Raw genomic sequence first — 17,370 nt, 5'->3', positions numbered from 1 at the left:
TGCAATTTTTCCTTTGATATATGGACAGGTGCGATCGCAAAGTTAAGCACCTGTCTATACTTGCTAGACTAAAAACACATTTTTGAGGGATTTAGGAGCTATGAGCATGATAATTACTCAACCTCTCACATTGGAAGAGTTTCTGAAGCTCCCAGAAACAAAGCCTGCAAGTGAATATATTAACGGAGAAATTATTCAAAAGCCAGGTATTGCCCATCACCATTGAAATTGCCAAACGCTCTGGTGAATTGCGAGGTCAACTAAGATTAAGTGGGAAAACACACACTCAAGCAGATATGATGATTGCTGCTACTGCTCAAATTCATCAATTGACCTTAGTAACACGCAACATCCACAATTTTGATGGCTGCGGTATCCCACTTTTAAATCCTTTTAGTTAATTAACTCAACTGTGCCACAAGTTGATTCTCCAAAAGTGTGTCATTCGTTAACAAGTCTTCAACGGTGATTCGTAAAAAGCCTTGTTCATCAACTTGAAAGAGAATTTTGATCCGATCGCTTCCAGGATATCCGGCTGGTGTGAGTTGGGCAATTGTCTTCGCGCCTTCTCGATCATTAAGGGGTTTGACGCTGGTTTCACTATTGTCCATACGGCGAGTAATTAAGCGATCGCCATCAAAATAAACTTCAGTACTACCTGTATCTGCTCCCAATTCTCCCATAATTAGTTCAATACTAGGCTGATTTTCTACAGAAGCGCCTAAAACTAATTCCACTGGCTGAGTCATTGGATATGCCTGTCCAGCTTTAATTAAAGAATGCCATTTGTGACGCTGGTTGCGGCGATCCCAGTAGCGAATACCATAACTATGGTAGAGAAAGTCTTTGATTTGTATCCCTTGTGCTAGCTGTAATGCACCTTGAGCGATCGCTTCAAAAGGACGTTCGCAACGGATTTTTTCTGGCTCAAAATACTGTTTGATCCATGTCTGCACTGCTGGTAATTGCACTGTCCCACCAACTAACAAAACTGCACTAATATCTGGAAGTTCTATCCCTTGCCTTCTTGCTTGCTGCAATAGTGTTGTCATCGACTCATCCAATAACTCAAAAAAGGCGTGTTCTTTGAGGATATTTTCAAAAGTATCGCGGTTTAGTTCCAGTTCATAACTTTCAAATGTCTGATCATCAAAATAAACTTCACTAGCTTGATTTTGAGCTGATAGCTGAATTTTTATTCGTTCTGCCAATCTTGTTGTCAAAGGACTTACCGCCAACTCTTGAGTTTTGGCAAAGTAATCTACTAACCAATTATCAATATCAGTACCACCTAAATTTTGCCCAGCTTTCGCCAGGACACGGGCAGTTTTAACTTTTTGTTTTGAATCTTCAGCCAAAGACTTATTACCCCATTTGAGGAGAAATCCCAGGGGCTTGGTGGTTGCTTGCACACTTTGATCCAATCGAACAAGTGACAAATCCAAAGTACCGCCACCAAAGTCAATCACCAAGAGAATTTCTTGATCTGCCAAGCCATAACCCAAGGCGGCGGCTGTGGGTTCATCCAGCATTCGTACCTGTTCGATGGGAAGGGCTTGACAAACTGTTCCCAACCAGTGACGATAAGCTTCAAAACTGTCTACAGGTACGGTTAACACCAAAGAATCTAACCCACCTTCTAGAGGCGCTAGTTCTGCAATTACTTGAGTAAGGAACCATTGCCCTACTTGTTCAAAGGTGACAATTTGCCCATCTAGTTCGGGTAAAAAACCTTGAATATCTGCACCAATACCGCGTTTGAAACTGCGGAAAAATCGCGTTTCGCCTTTCAGGTCAAAACCGCGATCGCGTACTTGTTGCCCGACTAAGACTTTATTTTGACTTGCGTCTTCAACATAAACCAAACTAGGAATCAGTGGCGGATTGAGACTTTGTTTAATTGATAAACCTGGTAAAGTTAGGGTTTCTGGCTGCTGGGTAACAGGGTTCCAACGAGCAATGACTGTGTTGCTAGTACCAAAATCGATTGCGATCGCCATATTTTATATTTATTCTCTCGCACGAAGACACTAAAGCTGCTTTATCTGTGATTATTCTCTATAAGGCATCAACAATGCAAATGCGTCCAGACGTTTGCTTCTTTGCATCCCAACCCAAATATCGATTCAGTCTGTTGCAGTAAAGTGTTAGCACAGTTAGACAATGATCCTGGATTTTGACGTGTTCAGGAGTTGCAATTAACTCATTGTTTTTCAGCGAACTCGGTCATGCCAGTAATCAAACAATGCCTTGCTGTCATCTATTCAAGTTCAATTTTTTCCTGAAGTTATAGAATTTATCCAAGAGACTTCCAACAAATAAATTATCCAATCTTGTGGGGCGGGCGAGACGCCCACCCCACAAAAAGTAGTTGAGTATTTTTATATTTGGAGTTCCCCAAGAGGGCGAGAAGCGACATCTCAAGCAAAAAATTGAACTATGCCCGAAGGGGAAAGATGGCAAACCTACTTACGTAGATTATGTTGTTAAATTGCTTAAGCGATCGCTGGAGGAGTTTTGTCGCTGGGTGTACCGCTTCATGGGCAATGCTCAGTTCATTTCTCCTCAATATCTAGCTGAACAACACCAGAAATTTGCTCGTGCATTAATAAATCGGTATTCTTCCAAAGCCATATAAATCAAGATGATTGATCCTCAAAGTGTAGGCACTGGCTAATTAGTACAGAAACCTAATCTAACCCGAAGTTTCGGGTTAGTGGTAGTTCATGCTCAATCTTCATTTCGTAACTGCCAGACTGCACCAAAAGCAGCCCCAGCCCCAGCTAACAATCCAGTACTCATTCCTTGGATAGTTTTTTGGAATGGATCTTGGGTTAAGCACTCGCTTGTAACTTTACTGTCATCCAAGCAGAGACTACTTTCTGCCCAACCAGCAGTACCTCCTAAAATTACACCAGTGATACTACAAGAAACAATTAGCAGTAAAAGACGTTGTGTTTTTCTAGCCATAGATGGATGTTTTACTCAATTTCGTATTTTAGACTTTAAAGTGGGTTCGTATGTAAATACACTTGGTCTGGATAAAAAATTTTAGATTTTTCCATACTTGAGCCACTGTTTAACCAGGCTGCTTCAGCAAAATTCCAAATCTAAAATTCTGTCAAAGGTTGGAAATTGTAGTTGACTTTAAACTACTTTACACATCAAGACAGCAAATGTCAGCTGGTTTATGGCTGGTGAGGTAAACTCATGCGCTTCGTCCTAGTAATATTGTCTTTAAATTGATCGGTACACAATTTCGTAGCAAGGACTTTAGTTTTGAGAAAACAAGGACTAAAATCCTGACTACAAATCCTCAAAACTAGTTTGATGTAGTATTCGGTGAGTTGTTGCCCACTGATGCTCAAAAAACATCTACTCAATCTTCAAGTTGAAAGGCAAACGGGCATAAACCCCCTGTGGATCGTTCATCTTTTGTAGAATCTCAACTTCCTGTTGCAATTTTTGGAATTCGGTGGTGAGGGGATTAGCTGATTTGAGTTGCGTCCCTTCAATCCCGAAAGCAGTCCGCACCTCTTCTGTTGCACGCCCAAAAAAGCGTTCTCTGAAACTGCTAGTGCGAGGATATTCTTGCACTTCCCAGTCTTCTCCTAGTTTTGCCTGTTTGGCAGTGTATGCGATCGCAGTATTCAAACCACCAATTTCATCCACCAAACCAATTTCTTTAGCCGCCTCACCCGACCAAACCCTTCCTTGGGCAATTTCTGCTACTTTTTGTTCTGGGAGTTTGCGACCTTGAGAAACTTTATTGAGAAACATATTATAAATACGGTTAACACTGCGCTGATAAATTTCCAACTCTTGAGGCGATTTCGGACGCGAAACTGTTTGACTATCAGCATAGCGTGCAGTTTTCACTGAATCCCAAGTAATACCATTATTATTGGCCAGCTTTTCCCCATTGAATAGCATTCCAAACACCCCTATAGAACCTGTAATGGTATTTGGTTCTGCAAAAATGCGATTAGAGTCACTAGCAATCCAATAACCACCAGAGGCGGCGACATCACCCATTGACACTACAACTGGTTTTACCTGACGAGTTAATTTCACTTCTCGCTGCATGACTTCGGCTGCGGTAGCGCTACCACCAGGACTATTAATTCGTAATACCACAGCCTTCACATCTTTATCTTGTCGCAGCTTGTTAAAGATTTTGGCAAAGCGATCGCCTCCTACTTGCCCATCTTCTCCTTTACCTTCGACAATCTCGCCTTCAGCATAAACAACGGCTATTTGATTTTTGGAGTTACGTTCTACACCCAGAGATTTACCAGAAACTTGTGCGTAGCTATTCAGGCTAATTTGTCGGAATGTTTTGTCTTCTTTATCACTATTTGTCAACTTTTTTAAATCAGCGACAACTTCATCGGGGTATTCTACTCGATCAACTAAACCGCTAGTTTTGGCTTGTGTGGCTTCTAGTAAGGATTGATTATCTGCGATCGCTTGCAATTTATCGGGTTCAATTTTCCGAGTTGCGCCTACAGCAGTGCGCCACTCTCCCCAAACATCATCTAACAATTTCTGAGTTTGTTCGCGGTTTTCTGGACTCAATTTTGTGAGAATAAACGGTTCAACGGCTCCTTTAAATTTCCCGACTCGCACGACTTGAACACCAACACCATATTTCTGCAATGCTCCTGCTAAAAACATTGGTTGTGAACTCAAACCGTTGATTTCCATCATTCCCAGAGGGTTAAGTACAATGGAATCTGCCACTGAACTAAGGTAATATTCCTTTTTACTCCAATCACTACCATAAGCAACAATCTTTTTCCCCGCAGCGCGAAACTCCTCCAGCGCTTTCCGAATTTCTTTTAAAGAGGCATAGCCGACGTTACCAACTTGGCTTGTGCTTGTTGCATCCAAATAGATGCCGACAATTCGCGGATCTCGCCGCGCCTTTTCCAAAGTTTCCACAACTTTGCGGAGTGCCATCCGATCTTCATCCACACCTGATATTGTGTTTTGAAACAGTTCGCCTGAACTAGGTTCGCTATCAGTAATTTTCATTGACAAGTCAAAAACCAACACTGACTTATCTTTCACATAAGGCCCAGTATCTTTAGAGGAGCTAGCAGCCAATATTAGCAAGAATAGTCCAGTAGTTCCTAGACCAGCGAAAATAATTAGTCCTAGTAAAGTGCCAACTAAACTAGCAAAAGTTTGTTTGATAAAATTACGCATTAGTTATTGGAAGTTGGGAATTGGGTATGGGGCATTGACAAAGGACAAATGACTGATGACCTACTTAATTTATTCTATGCGCTGTAAACTACCAGAGTGCTTTAACTGATACAAAGTAGCATTGCCAGTACAAAATAAGACTGTGGTGATTTCGGCAATTAATACCTCAGCGAGTTCCGCAACTGCTGTCTCTGATGTTGCTGCTGCTTGTAAAAAAGGCATTGCTAAACCAGCTATATCTGCTCCTAAGGCGATCGCGGCGGCGACATCCAATCCATGACGCAAACCTCCTGAAGCAATTAAAGGCACATCTTTGGCGTAGGCGTAGCCCGTCGTAGACATCGCTCTAATAGTTGTAATGCACTCTGCTGTCGGTAAGCCCCAATCGGCAAATGTCATTCCTAAGCGACGCTGCAAGGGATTTTCTGCCCGTTCGCTTTCTACTTTTGCCCAAGAAGTACCCCCTGCACCCGCCACATCAATTGCTGCTACCCCGGCGGCAATGAGTTTGTTGGCGATCGCTGCTGAAATGCCATTACCAACTTCCTTTGCAATCACTGGTACTGGCAATTTTTTACATAATGTAGAAATCTTGTCAAGTAAACCCCGAAAATTTGTATCACCTTTGGGTTGAATGCACTCTTGTAAAGGGTTAATATGTAAAATCAAGGCATCAGCTTCTAAAATATCAACTACCCGCAGACATTCATCTAAGCCGTACTTATAGTTAAGTTGCACAGCCCCCAAGTTTGCAAATAGCAGAATATCGGGTGCATACTTGCGGACAGCAAAAGTATCAGCCACCTGGGGTTTTTCCACCGCTACCCTTTGGGAACCGACACCCATTGCAATTTTGTAGTGTTGTGCGACTTCGGCCAAACGTTGGTTAATGATTGCGGCTTGTTCTGTTCCGCCAGTCATGGAAGAAATTAACAAGGGTGCGTCAAGGTGTTTTCCTAGAAACGCTGTACTGATATCAATCTCGTCGTGGTTGAGTTCGGGTAAGCAAGAATGGATAAAGCGATAACGTTCCAGTCCATTGGTGATTTGATGAGACTGAACATCTTCTTCTAAACAGATCCGAATATGATCGGCTTTGCGATTCTGAGTTTGTGCAGAGATATTGGTAGGGGGATTCACTGGTGGGTATGGCTAAAAGGATTGGCTTGCGATCGCTATTGTTACATTGTCTGCAATTGCTTACCAAAAAATCAGTAAACAAAGCTTGGGCTGCCTCCGCTTGCCCTTGCCACAATAGGGTTTCGGCTTTTTTGAGCCGTTTTATGGAACTACCAACAATACAAAAGATTTTCTTTATTGTTGAAACCAGTCTAAAGATTCCCTCCAATGGAAAGGTGATGTCTACAGACGGGCTTCTCTACAAGACGCGCAAGCAACGCCGACGCAAATTCTTTGACTAAATTCCATACTCACTGAAGTTCATTAATAATTAATAGTTGCATGTACCAACTATTGATTATTAATAAGCTTTTATATCTGATTTTTTTAGCAGTTTCTCACTCCTAACTAGTCTAAACTCCAGTAACAACTAAAGATTATTCAGTTTAAAAGTATATTTATATAGTAAAATGGCGATGCAATTTACCTATGACTCTTGTTTTTATAGTTTCCGATCCAGTTTTCAAAATCTTCTCACCTCAAGTTATTTTTTACAATTGCAGTTGTTATATAAAATATAACAGTAACTAGAAGATGAATCATGCCAGTAATTCGTATCCTTCATTTAGCTGGGTCTGCATACAATGATTTTTATTGTGAATTGTCACGCAATTACGCCCAAAGCTGTATAATAGCCACAGCAAATCCATCGTATGACTTTCTGATTGCATACATCACACCTGATGGTCAATGGCGATTTCCTTCCTCCCTCAGTCTTGAAGATATTGCTGTCGCCAAACCGATTTCTCTGTTAGAGGCCATAGAGTTTATAACGGCGCAGAACATTGACGTTATGTTGCCACAAATGTTTTGTCTTCCTGGAATGACTGAGTACCGGGCACTATTCGACCTGCTTAAGATTCCTTACATAGGTAATACTGCGGATGTCATGGCATTAACGGCTGACAAAGCCAAAACTAAAGCAATTGTTGCAGCAGCAGGAGTGAAAGTGCCTTTTGGAGAACTGCTGCGCCAAGGAGACGTTCCGACAATTACACCTCCAGTAGTCATCAAACCTGCAAATGCCGATAATTCTTTAGGGGTGTCATTAGTCAAAGAAAAGAGCGAGTATGACGCTGCCTTGAAGAAAGCATTTGAATTTGCTTCGGAGGTGATTGTAGAAACATTCATTGAACCCGGTCGAGAAGTTAGATGCGGCGCTATTGTTAAAGATGGAGAGTTAATCGGTTTACCCCTTGAAGAGTATCAGATAGACTCTCAAAACAGACCAATCCGCAGCTATACTGACAAATTCAAAATACCCATTGAGGGTGACTTGGCTTCAACTGCTAAAAATTATGTCCCAGGTTGGATTGTAGATATTAATGACCCGATCACCCAAAAAGTTCAGCAAGAAGTTAAGAAGTGTCATTTGGCTTTGGGCTGTCGCCATTATAGTTTATTTGACTTCCGAATCGACCCGCAGGGACAACCTTGGTTTTTAGAAGCCGGGTTGTTTTGTATTTTTGACCGCAATGCGGTGATTTCCTGTACGGCAAACAAAATGGGAATTCCTTTAGATGAGTTATTTATGACGATGATCAATCAAGCGTTGAGCATGAACTGATGTCGGGGAAATCACCTTTTTAGCTTTCTTCTAACTTAGAAGAAGCTAATAAGCTTTGAAGCTACAACATATTGCTTATTTCCTTTATTTTATCCAGCGATGCCACTTAATCACTAACTTTCTTTGATTCAATAGCTTATCTAGTAAAGATTTAAATTTATCTACTGATTCGGTACTGGTCATTGAGTATTTGATTGATAAAGATGCTTGCTATTTCAAGAATTATCTTGGAAGCTAGTTGAGTATTCGACGTTTTGCGATCGCGCCTCACCTTGTTCTTTTAACCTCTGATTCGCCATCAGCTAAAGGTTCCACTATCATGTCACAATTACAACTATGAGAGAGCAGATTTTTGCAATATTCCAAAACTTGGGCACTCTTGCATTACTGGCGATCGCATTTCCCTTTAACTGCACCCTCGTACTTGCATCGTTGCTGTGGAATTTTTTCAGCCGATCGGATGCCAAGCAAGTAGTTTTGAACGAGAATCCGAAAAATATCTTAATCGGTGGTGGTAGAATGACCAAAACCCTTCAGCTAGTGCGATCGTTTCACGCTGCTGGGCATCGAGTTATTTTATTTGATCTCCACCAATATTGGTTCAGTGGTTATCGATTTTCCAACTCTGTGGCTGGCTTTTACACAGTTCCTGACTCGCAAGAAGACTTAGAAGATTATACTCAAGCCGTGCGAGCGATCGCCAAAAAAGAAAATATAGACATTTTTGTTCCAGTAGGCATTTTTGCAGCCAGCTACTTTGACTCTGAGCGCAAACCAGTGTTATCAGGCTATTGCGAGAATTTCCACTTCGATGCTGAGACAATGAAGATGCTGGATAACAAGTTTACCTTTGCAGAAAAAGCAGCCTCACTCTCGCTATCTGTCGCGAAAACTTTCCTAATAACAGATTCCGAACAAGTTCTGAAATTCGACTTTGCCAACGAAAAGCGCAAATATATTCTCAAAAGTATTGTTTATGACTCTGTTTTACGCTTGGATCTGACTAAGCTACCAATGGAGTCTCCCGAAAAAATGGCGCTTCATCTTAAAAGTAAGCCAATAAGTCAAGATAACCCTTGGATATTGCAAGAGTTTATTCCCGGAACAGAATACTGTACTCACAGTACAGTCAGAAATGGAGAATTAACGGTACACTGCTGCTGCAAATCATCTGCTTTTCAAGTCAATTACGAAAACGTTGATTGCCCAGAAATTCAGGAGTGGGTGAGTCATTTTGTCAAAGAATTACAACTGACTGGACAAATTTCTTTTGACTTCATTCAGGCAGAAGATGGGACAATTTATGCAATCGAGTGCAATGCTCGCGCTCACTCTGCAATTACAATGTATTACAACCATCCCGGTTTAGCGGATGCCTATCTCAGTCCAGAGCCTCCGGCTGAACCTCTGCAACCCCTGAGTGATAGTAAGCCTACTTATTGGATTTATCACGAACTTTGGAGACTTAATGAAATTAGATCGTTAAAGCAGTTGCAAAAGTGGTTTAAAAATATTTGGCGAGGAAAAGATGCAATATTTGAAATTAACGATCCACTACCGTTCTTAATGGTACATCACTGGCACATTCCTTTACTGTTACTCGATAGTTTGCGCTCCTTAAGAACTTGGGTGAGGATTGATTTTTGTATCGGGAAACTCATACAGTTTGGAGAAGACGTAAAATATAAAACCTCTACTTCTACAACCCCTAAGTAATAAGAACCAAAATTATTTGCTTGAGCGCGAACTTTAGAGAATTAATGAAAACGACAATATGTTGTCTATTATAAATTCTTCTGGGTAGACGACACATTGCTTCAAGTGCAAGTAGACTTGCGCTCAAAGGAGCAAGCCAAAAATAGAGAGGCGATCGCTTGTTACAATCGCATCGTCAAAGATTATTCCAGAGTTTGAGCAAGTGTTCGGCGCAAATTTTAGACGGCTTGAGGAGCAAATATGCAAGTGTAGGAAAGTTTGCAAGCAAGGGCACAATTGTATCTGCCTGTCTCCTTAACCTTTTCCTATCTACCAGCCAGTAATTACGCTATTATGTCACAATTATAATTATGAGAAAGCATATTTTTGTAGTGTTCCAAAACTTGGGCACTCTTGTATTACTAGCGATCGCATTTCCCTTAAACTGCATCGTCGTCTTAACATCGCTACTGTGGAGCTTTCTTAAGCAACCATTCAGTAAGTCAACTGTTGTTAACCCCAATTCTAAAAATATCTTGATTGCTGGCGCTAGAATGACTAAAACCCTTCAACTAGCGCGTTCATTTCATGCAGCAGGGCATCGGGTTATTATAATTGACATTGAGAAATTCTGGTCAAGTGGTAATAAATATTCCAACTCTGTTGCAGGCTTTTATACCGTTCCCGATCCCAGCAAAGATTTAGAAGGCTACGTTGAAAGTTTACACGCGATCGCCAAAAAAGAAAAGATCGACTTTTTTATTCCGGTAGCGATTTTTTCCGTCATCCACTACGATCGAGGCAAGCCACCATTACCAGAGTTTTGTGAGTTCTTCCACTTCGATGCTGATGTCACCAAGAGCCTGGATGACAAATTTGCCTTTGCCGAAACAGCGCGATCGTTCGGTTTATCTGTCCCTAAATCCTTCAAAATTACCGATCCTAAACAAGTCCTCAACTTCGATTTTTCTCAGGAGAAGCGCAAATACATTCTTAAAAGTATCCCCTACGATCAAATACGTCGCTTGAATCTCACCAAGCTACCTTGCGATACAGAATTACAAACAGCAGCATTTGTCAATAGTCTGCCTATCAGTGAGGAGAATCCCTGGATTATGCAGGAATTTATTCCTGGAAAGGAATACTGCACTCATACTACGGCGCGAGATGGAGAATCAAGAATGTACTGCTGCTGTGAGTCATCCGCCTTTCAAGTCAACTACGAAAACGTTGAGCAGGAAGAAATTATGCAATGGGCGAGTCATTTTACCAAAGAACTGGGAAAAACTGGGCAACTTTCCTTTGACTTCATCCAGGCAGAAGACGGAACTGTTTACGCAATTGAGTGTAATCCTCGGACTCACTCCGCCATTACGATGTTTTACAATCATCCAGGAGTAGCGGATGCCTATCTTGGTAATGAGCCTCTAGCTGAATCTTTGCAGCCTCTTGCTGATAGTAAGCCAACCTACTGGCTGTACCACGAAGTTTGGCGGCTGAATGAAATTAGATCGTTTAAGCAACTGCAAACTTGGGTAAGAAACATCAGGCGAGGGAAAGAAGCAGTTTTTGAAGTGAGCGATCCTTTACCCTTTTTGATAGTACATCACTGGCAGATTCCCATACTCATTCTTGATAATTTACGAAAACTCAAAGGTTGGATAAGAATAGACTTTAATATGGGCGAGCTTATAGAGTGATACCAATCCGCATTCTCAAGCGTAATATTGGTAAAATGAAAAACTAGCAATTGCCAGTAGTGGTTTCTCAGCAGCAGGTTTTGTATTAGAATTTATATCCGCATATAGTCAGCAGCGATGTCTACGACGGGCTACGCCTACGCCAAACATGGGCATCATTCCACCGTGAATGATGCCTATTTGTTGCTTGTTACGCTGTCTGTGTAGAAGCTGTTTTTGAGTCTGCGGTTGATTTTAACCGGGTCATATAGCAGGAGGCAGGAGGCAGGAGGCAGGAGGCAGAAGGCAGGAGATAAAACTATTACTATTCCTAGCTTTCACTCTTTTAAAATGTCCTAACCTATGTGACTACGGCGATAGTATAGCAACCGTCTAGTTGATTAGGACGTAGACTAAAAGTATAGCAATAGCCAAAGTGGTTAGGACATCAACAGGTGATTTTTCATCCAATCCCTAGTCCTTGCTATAAATCTCATGATAATTGCGATCGCCTATTAAAAGCGATCGCCTGAGATTAGTGAAAGTATGGTAGACAAAAGTTAGCAGACACGATCGCGGCAGTTTGTCTTCAAATGGCTCAATTGCTTGGACAATAAAACAATGGCGTAACATCTGAATTACTCAACAAAATGACTTGTATTGAGTACTATCGTTTGCGAAGTGCTTAGAATAGCACCTCGCAACCCATATTTAGAATAATGGCAAAGCGTTAATCACGATTAAACAACCACAAAATTGTTTTTGGTTAGTGATAATCCAGCAGATAATTGTGCAAATTTTACCTGAGTAAAGGTACTCGCACTTCCATCAAGATCAAAATACAGTGCACCTGTGTCAAAGTCGTAGATCAATCGCTGATTGCTTGTTGTTGCAGATATTCCAATGGTGAATTGACTATCTAAAAGTGAAGGTTTTAATTGATGATCAAAACCATTGTCCGATAATTGAATCAGTTCATTAGTGGCGTTGAAGTCATAAATAGTATCAACACCTTCATTGTAATTATTGAAAATAAAGGTATCTATACCATCCCCTCCATAGAGGCTATCACTACCGTTACCACCCTTTATGATATCATTACCATTGCCACCCTTGATGGTATCATTACCATTACCACCATCAAGCGTGTTCTTCTCTGAGGCGGATACCGCAGAGAGGAAATCATTGCCATCATTCCCAAAAAGTAGGTTCTTGCCTCTGGAATAGTCAATATTTAAGTAATCGTTACCAGCGCCACCGTTGAGGGTGTTATTGCCAGAAGCATCATTGCCCTCATAGTCATCCCTGTAGCCAGACGCAAAGAGAGAATCATTGCCATCGCCTCCAGAGAGTAAATTATCGCCTTTTGAATAGTCAATATTTAAATAATCGTTCCCAACGCCACCATCGAGGGTGTTATTGCCAGAGGCAGCGTTATAAGAAGAGTATTCTGAGGAGACGTCGCTAGCTACCGAGGCAGAGAGAAAATCATTGCCATCGTCCCCAGAGAGCAAATTATTGCCTGTTGAATAGTCAGCACGCAAGGTATCGTTACCAGTGCCACCGTTGAGGGTATTATTGCCATAAACCTTAACGGATCCTGCTTCAGCTTGATAGTAGCCAGAAGCAGAGAGAGAATCATTGCCATCGTTCCCAGAGAGCAAATTATTGCCTGTTGAATAGTCAGCAAGCAAGGTATCACTACCAGCACCACCGTTGAGAGTGTTATTGCCAGACTCATAGCCATCATACAAGGCTCCGTTAATAATTATGCTAGAGGCAGAGAGAAAATCATTGCCATCGTTCCCAAAGAGTAGGTTCTTGCCTCTGGAATAGTCAATATTTAAGTAATCGTTACCAGCGCCACCGTTGAGGGTGTTATTGCCAGAAGCATTATTGCCCTCATAGTCATCCTTGTAGCCAGACGCAAAGAGAGAATCATTGCCATCGCCCCCAGAGAGTAGATTATCGCCTTTTGAATAGTCAATATTTAAATAATCGTTCCCAGCGCCACCGTCGAGGGTGTTATTGCCAGAGGCCGCGACGAAAGCAGCATATTCTGGGGAGAGGTCGCTAGCGATAGCTACAGAGGCAGAGAGAAAATCATTGCCATCGTCCCCAGAGAGCAAATTATTGCCTGTTGAGTAGTCAGCACGCAAGGTATCGTTACCAGTGCCACCGTTGAGGGTATTATTGCCATAAACCTCAATGAATGTTTGTTCAAACTGGTAGTAGCCAGAAGCAGAGAGAGAATCATTGCCATCGTTCCCGGAAAGCAAATTATTGCCTCTTGAATAGTCAGCAAGCAAGGTATCACTACCAGCACCACCGTTGAGAGTGTTATTGCCAGAGATATAGTCACCATACAAGTATGCGTAAATAGTTGAGCTAGAGGCAGAGAGAAAATCATTGCCATCGTCCCCAGAGAGCAAATTATTGCCTGTTAAATAATTGCCATTAGAATCATCCAATAGAATATCGTCACCAGTACCACCGATGAGAGTATCATCGCCCAGACCACCCCGCAGCAAGTCGTTGCCACTCTTACCGTCAATAATGTCATCACCTCCCTGACCATTAATTACATCGTCTGAGTTGTCAAAGCCGTTGACATTGTTGTTAAGGTCGTTAAGGAAGGTGACTGTGTTCTTTTTGAAGATGCTGCTTTGGGTGGAGTTGGCATTAAAGACATCAAAGCTGTCACTATTGCTAGTTTGCCCATTAAACAGGATATTGCCAACCTGGGCTAAATGGTCTAGGTTTTCCAGGGCAAAGTTTTGTAACACCACTTTGAAATTAAGCGCCTTTTCAAAAGAGATTTCTGTATTGTTACCATTTTGAGTTAATTGTAGATTTCTTGCAGTTAATGGGTCAGGAAAATATCCATCAGAATAATCTCCTGTAAATTGCAAGGTATCCGCTTCAGCAATCACCGCCGCTGATGGATTTAAGTCTTGACCAATGCCATCAAAATCCGTGATGGTAATAACACCACTATCAAAATAATCCCGCTTGAAAACAAATTTATCCTTGCCACCGCCACCAGTTAAAATTTGATTGTCCAAACCAATAGTTTGATAGAAATACCCACTACTATAAAATGTGTCATTTCCATTGCCACCGTTGAGAGTATTATTACTATAGGTCTCATAGGCGAAGAGAGTATCATTGCCTTCACCTCCGAAGAGCAAGTTCTCAACTATTGGATCGCGAGAATCGTAACCATTTTGGTATAGTGGATCGTTAACTTTTAAGAAATCGTCACCATCGCCACCGTTGAGGGTATTATTCTCCGTGCCACTGTCGAGAGTATCATTGCCCGCACCACCAATGAGAGTATTATTGCCCAGCCCACCCCTAAGCAAGTCGTTGCCACTCCTACCGTCAATAATGTCATCACCTCCCTGACCATTAATTACATCGTCTGAGTTGTCAAAGCCGTTGACATTGTTGTTGAGGTCGTTAAGGAAGGTGACTGTGTTCTTGTTAAAGATAGTGCTTTGAGTGGAGTTGGCATTAAAGACATCAAAGCTGTCACTGATGCTAGTTTGCCCATTAAACACGATATTACCAACCTGGGCTAAATTGTCTAGGTTTTCCAAGGCAAAGTTCTGCAAGACCACTTTGGCCAAATTTTCCCCTTCAAAGGTGATTTTTAAATCGTTACCAATTTGAGTTAATTGCAAATTTCTGGCAGTGAATTGCTCAGATTCTGTAAATTGCAAGGTATCCACTTCAGCAATCACCGCCACTGACGGGTTTGAGTCTTTACCAATGCCACCAAAATCAGTGATAATGATATCACCACTGTTCTTGTCGAGAGCGAAAACAAACTTATCTTTGCCGCCGCCACCAGTCGTAAAGGTAGTATAAAAGCGACTATTTTTAGTATAAAAAGTGTCGTTTCCATTCCCCCCATTGAGGGTGTTATCACCATAGATGATATCGGAGTTAGAGGTCACGCCAGAGGTCAAGAGAGTATCATTGCCATCGCCTCCCAAGAGCAAGTTCTTGCCTGATGAATATTCAGCATTCAAGGTATCATCACCAGTGCCACCGTTGAGGGTAGTATTGCCTGATGAATAGTAAACATTCAAGTAATCGTTACCAGCATCACCGTTAAGGATGTCGTAGCTTCTATTGCCATATAGTTTATCGTCACCTGCTAAACCATTAATCAAGTCACGACTGGTTGTCCCATAGAGGGTATCATTACCGTTAGTGCCATTGATATTTGCCATAACTTTTTACCTACCTAAATCGATTTTTTCAGTTAATTTCAGTTTTCAATTTGTAGTTAGTGCTGTTTTATTGCACAAATAACTCATTTAACTTTGACGTTTTCGGCATACATTTACATTACCTTTGACGTTAGTTTGTGAAGTGGTTTGAAATTTAATTTTGCAGTAGGAAATCTGTATAATACTATCGCGTATTACCTCTAACAAAAAACTATTGTTTTATTGACGGGTATAACGATGTTTCACCCCAATGGGAAAATATTCAAAATCACCCATTGGCGCTAATGTAACTTGTGGTGTTTGATATTCTACTGGAACATAATTAGCAAACTCGCTATTGAGGCGTAACAGTTGTGAAAGAATCGAAGATGCGATCGCTTCTCTTTGAGCTTCGCTACCCTCTACCCCTACTGCTAATTCCACAACTACAGATAAAAATCGGTTTTTGTCAGCATCTTCCTTTACCTGCAACACGAATTTACCTGTTACCCATTCTTGAATTACTGGTTGTTCTAATCCCACCGTTACATTTTCGGGATAGATATTTGCGCCAAAGTAGGAAACTGTAAAGTTAGAACGCCCAAAGACATAAACAAAAGGTAGCTGATGAATACCTCTAGGTGATTCTTGAATATCAGAACGCAGATTTTCTAGCGGGTTAAATCCCCATTCTGCTAAAAATTGCAGCATGGCATCATAACTAATTATCCCCCCAGTATCCAAGATGTCATAACGCACTAAGGGAATACCGTTATCTCCTGAAAACAGCAATCCGCCATCTTGAACTTCAAAAAAGCGAGTGAAGGGATCGTATTGTACTAATGTGGGTAAACGCGATTCCCCAAACAAAGCTCTCGCTGCATCGGGATTTTCTGCCAAAAAACGGCGAATACAGATACTTAACGGTGTTTCATTACCCAAAACTCCGGCATCCGCAGTCCCGTAGAGTGATGCAAAATCATAGCAAGGATTTCGCGAACCAACTCTTTCGCCAACTAAACTCCGCCATTCTTCACTAAATACTTCTCCCGCCATCACTAATTTAATCTGATATTGCTGCCACTCCACACCACGAGCGATACCAGTATCAATCACATCTTTCAAAAATGGCGGGTATCCCAATAACACAACTTGCTCAAAACCTGAGCCTAGTTCCTGCACAACTCGCAAGATTTCTTCTTTGTTGTTACCAGGAGTAATTACAGTGATGGGATAACCTTTGCTAGCAAGATAACGACAGCAATTAGTGGTAAACATCCCACCTACCCAAGTGCCTAAAGCGAAACAAATCACTGCTAAGGTACGTCTGGTGTCTGTATAGAAACTATCGTGAAAAATTTGTTCAAAGCGTGTGGCGATTTGGAGTTCATCTGTGAAAAAACGAGGCCAAAATGTCGGTTTCCCACTAGAACCTGATGAAGCAGCTATCATGTCGCACTCTTGGAGTTGGCCGTTACGGCACAACTCAGCTAGAGGATAACGCAGTATATAATTTTGTTTAGCGATCGCTGGTAATTTCTGAAACTCCTCTAAGGTTTGAATAGTCGCGGGATTAATTTCCCTTTCTGCTAAGAACGCCTTGTAGGCTGGTACATTCTCCGCCACATCGTAAAATAAACTTAAAGCTGACGGAATTTGTTTTTTGAGATGCCGTTGCAGTATGGTTTCTAGAGGAGTAGACAAAAAATTTTCAAATGCTTTAATTACTTCCTGCTGTCTTAATTTGCCGTTCATGACGCTTGCTTATTTATCCTTAAGTAGAACCAATACCGTTAAAATAATTCGTAATTCGTAATTC

The 17,370-nt window shown here is 41.5% G+C and carries 12 protein-coding genes and 2 pseudogenes; 6 read left to right on the top strand and 8 right to left on the bottom strand.

The window, feature by feature from the left end:
• Positions 1–100: 100 nt before the first annotated feature.
• Positions 101–205, top strand: a pseudogene (locus V7K79_RS09135) (Uma2 family endonuclease); the annotation flags it as partial.
• On the top strand, positions 171–401 hold the full coding sequence (locus V7K79_RS09130) for a PIN domain-containing protein (protein WP_335046794.1): 231 nt from the start codon (positions 171–173) through the stop codon (positions 399–401). The pseudogene V7K79_RS09135 and the gene V7K79_RS09130, both read left to right, overlap by 35 nt.
• Here the strand turns inward: V7K79_RS09130 and V7K79_RS09125 are convergent, their stop codons facing one another.
• Positions 402–2,000 carry an Hsp70 family protein gene (locus V7K79_RS09125; RefSeq protein ID WP_335046791.1) on the bottom strand — a complete coding sequence of 533 codons (1,599 nt, stop codon included), beginning with the start codon at positions 1,998–2,000 and terminating at the stop codon, positions 402–404. It lies immediately after the preceding gene.
• A 371-nt stretch (positions 2,001–2,371) separates the two neighbouring features.
• On the opposite strand from V7K79_RS09125, the gene V7K79_RS09120 reads away from it, so the two are divergent.
• The gene (locus tag V7K79_RS09120; protein ID WP_335046788.1) at positions 2,372–2,638 is read left to right on the top strand and encodes a hypothetical protein; all 267 of its coding nucleotides are present in this window, start codon (positions 2,372–2,374) and stop codon (positions 2,636–2,638) included.
• A gap of 92 nt (positions 2,639–2,730) precedes the next feature.
• Here V7K79_RS09120 and V7K79_RS09115 read toward each other — a convergent pair whose 3' ends face one another.
• From V7K79_RS09115 to V7K79_RS29965, 4 genes and pseudogenes are all read right to left on the bottom strand, one after another.
• Positions 2,731–2,970 (bottom strand): hypothetical protein, encoded by a 240-nt coding sequence (locus tag V7K79_RS09115; protein WP_335046787.1) that lies wholly within the window; start codon positions 2,968–2,970, stop codon positions 2,731–2,733.
• A gap of 405 nt (positions 2,971–3,375) precedes the next feature.
• On the bottom strand, positions 3,376–5,211 hold the full coding sequence (gene sppA / locus V7K79_RS09110; RefSeq protein WP_335046784.1) for a signal peptide peptidase SppA: 1,836 nt from the start codon (positions 5,209–5,211) through the stop codon (positions 3,376–3,378).
• Positions 5,212–5,280: 69 nt separating this feature from the next.
• A complete protein-coding gene (fni, locus tag V7K79_RS09105; RefSeq protein WP_335046781.1) occupies positions 5,281–6,351 on the bottom strand; it encodes a type 2 isopentenyl-diphosphate Delta-isomerase in 1,071 nt (356 codons plus the stop codon).
• Positions 6,352–6,400: 49 nt separating this feature from the next.
• Positions 6,401–6,552 (bottom strand): annotated as a pseudogene (locus V7K79_RS29965) (ISKra4 family transposase); the annotation flags it as partial.
• A gap of 379 nt (positions 6,553–6,931) precedes the next feature.
• Here V7K79_RS29965 and V7K79_RS09095 point away from each other — a divergent pair.
• The 3 genes from V7K79_RS09095 (at position 6,932) to V7K79_RS09085 (ending at position 11,352) form a co-directional block, all read left to right on the top strand.
• Positions 6,932–7,957 carry a D-alanine--D-alanine ligase family protein gene (locus tag V7K79_RS09095; protein ID WP_335046779.1) on the top strand — a complete coding sequence of 342 codons (1,026 nt, stop codon included), beginning with the start codon at positions 6,932–6,934 and terminating at the stop codon, positions 7,955–7,957.
• Positions 7,958–8,293: 336 nt separating this feature from the next.
• Positions 8,294–9,673: an ATP-grasp enzyme gene (locus tag V7K79_RS09090; protein ID WP_335046778.1), complete on the top strand. Its 1,380-nt coding sequence runs from the start codon at positions 8,294–8,296 to the stop codon at positions 9,671–9,673.
• A gap of 350 nt (positions 9,674–10,023) precedes the next feature.
• The gene (locus V7K79_RS09085) at positions 10,024–11,352 is read left to right on the top strand and encodes an ATP-grasp domain-containing protein (RefSeq protein ID WP_335046777.1); all 1,329 of its coding nucleotides are present in this window, start codon (positions 10,024–10,026) and stop codon (positions 11,350–11,352) included.
• Positions 11,353–11,805: 453 nt separating this feature from the next.
• On the opposite strand, the gene V7K79_RS09080 is transcribed toward V7K79_RS09085, so the two are convergent.
• From V7K79_RS09080 to V7K79_RS09070, 3 genes are all read right to left on the bottom strand, one after another.
• Positions 11,806–11,964, bottom strand: coding sequence for a hypothetical protein (locus V7K79_RS09080; protein ID WP_335046775.1), 159 nt, complete (start codon positions 11,962–11,964; stop codon positions 11,806–11,808).
• A 107-nt stretch (positions 11,965–12,071) separates the two neighbouring features.
• On the bottom strand, positions 12,072–15,572 hold the full coding sequence (locus V7K79_RS09075) for a beta strand repeat-containing protein (RefSeq protein WP_335046773.1): 3,501 nt from the start codon (positions 15,570–15,572) through the stop codon (positions 12,072–12,074).
• A 219-nt stretch (positions 15,573–15,791) separates the two neighbouring features.
• Entirely contained in the window at positions 15,792–17,306 is a 1,515-nt protein-coding gene (locus V7K79_RS09070; RefSeq protein ID WP_335046771.1) for a phenylacetate--CoA ligase family protein, read from the bottom strand.
• Between the last annotated feature and the right edge of the window lie 64 nt (positions 17,307–17,370).

Source organism: Nostoc sp., assembly GCF_036917575.1.
Classification (GTDB): Bacteria; Cyanobacteriota; Cyanobacteriia; order Cyanobacteriales; family Nostocaceae; genus Nostoc.
Note: the sequence above shows the minus strand (reverse complement) of the source record. Positions and strands in the feature narration are given on the sequence as shown.